At 63.0% G+C, this 1,618-nt stretch carries 1 protein-coding gene; it reads left to right on the top strand.

Annotated elements, in window-relative coordinates; translation table 11 throughout:
• Positions 1–198: 198 nt before the first annotated feature.
• On the top strand, positions 199–978 hold the full coding sequence (locus tag NKJ91_RS33555) for a FadR/GntR family transcriptional regulator (RefSeq protein WP_352458921.1): 780 nt from the start codon (positions 199–201) through the stop codon (positions 976–978).
• The last annotated feature ends 640 nt before the right edge of the window (positions 979–1,618 follow it).

Genomic DNA, 1,618 nt, shown 5'->3' with positions numbered 1-1,618 from the left:
CCCGCGACCACGCCCCCACCCCCCCCGCCCCCCCCTCCACCCATCTGTGGGTCCGCTGTTGGGGGGCGCCCCCCCGCGGGCCGCCCCGTTCGCACTGTCCATACAAAACGCACGAGGCGACGCTGCTTTGGAGCGTAGGCCGCTGCTTTGTCGTGCCCTGAGTTCAGGCTTTCGACAAGCAGCCGCCGGGGAATACCAATGCCGGACGCGACATCAAAAAAGCGACCCGCCAAATTCAAGGCAGAGGCTGAGCGGCCGGCCGTCGTTCGGCGTGCCGATGCCGCACACTTTCCCGGCTCGAGCGTGCATGCCTCGCTCGCCAACGAAATCGGGCTGAGGATCGTGCGCGGCGATTATCCGCCGGGAACCATCCTGCCCAACGAAGCCAAATGGTCGGAGACCTTCGACGTCAGCCGCTCGGCGGTGCGCGAGGCCATAAAAATGCTGATGGCGAAGAGCCTGCTGGCGTCACGCCCGAAAATCGGCAGCTGGGTCGAGCCGAAGGAGCGCTGGAACCTGCTCGATCGCGACGTGCTGGCCTGGTACGCGACCTCGCCGGACCGCGAGGTGTTCCTCAGAACCGTGCAGGAGTTCCGCCACATCATCGAGCCGGAGGCCAGCGCCTTTGCCGCCATGCGGCGCACCGACGAGCAGATGGCCGAGATCAGCCAGGCCTGCCGCGAGATGGGCGAGGCAACCAATCTGCAGGAGCGCACGCGCGCCGACACGCGGTTTCACCTCGCCATCCTGCGCGCCTCGGGCAACGATCTGCTGGTGCCGCTCGGCGTGCTGATTGAATCGGCGCTCGACCATTTGTTCCAGTTCGTCACCCGCGAGACCAGCGATCAGCGGCGGGCGCAGGCACTGCACGAGGCGATCGAGAAGAACATCCGCCTGCAGCGGCCCGCCGCAGCCCGCGCCGCGGTGCACAGGCTTCTCGCCAACACCGACGACGTTATCGGCCGGTCGCGGCGGTGATGGTTGCACAGGGCGGCGTTGCTCCGAACGATTGCAAAACTCGCATTCCTTCGCGCCCCTCTCTGCCTGCCGGACATCTCGCCCACGAGGGGGGAAGATTGGGTGCCACTTCGGCTTTCGCTAATCACCAACCTTAGGGCCAAGCAATGAGGGGCGGCGACCTCGGGTAGGCAGGAATTCGGACTTTTTTACCACCACAGCGTATTTTGTTCTTGCTTTGTGCCGGCAGCTATGCTACTAATTTTGGTATGGTGCTAATTGGCTCCAACGACCCGCCCACCGAGGCGGTTTTTTTGTTTTTGGCTTGTTCCGATCGGAAGTGCGCGTGCTTTGGTGCACAGACTTCTCGCCAATACCGACGTTATCGGCCGGTTTCGGCGCTGATTCGATCGTTTCTCGGCCAACTGCGTGTAAGTCGGGTCAACCAGCAACGAAGGTCGATCATTCCCGTTAGTCGCAAATCGCAAATTTAGGAGATTAGCGGAAACCCTCCCTTCGTCATCCCTGGGCGGAGCAAGGAGCGAAGCGACGCGGCGCAGACCCTGGGATCCATATGTGGACGGCGCCCTGCCTGCAACGGTTGTTTTGCGTCGTTTTCGATCGCTTGCGTCCATATGTCCGGCCTTTGAGCACGGTCCTT

The sequence above is a fragment of the Mesorhizobium sp. M0040 genome (assembly GCF_040323505.1).
GTDB lineage: Bacteria > Pseudomonadota > Alphaproteobacteria > Rhizobiales > Rhizobiaceae > Mesorhizobium.
This window is presented reverse-complemented; position numbering and strand designations above follow the sequence as displayed.

Bases quoted from the DNA above. Each gene is read 5' to 3' on its own strand.
- NKJ91_RS33555 (WP_352458921.1), top strand. From the start codon at position 199: ATGCCGGACGCGACATCAAAAAAGCGACCCGCCAAATTCAAGGCAGAG.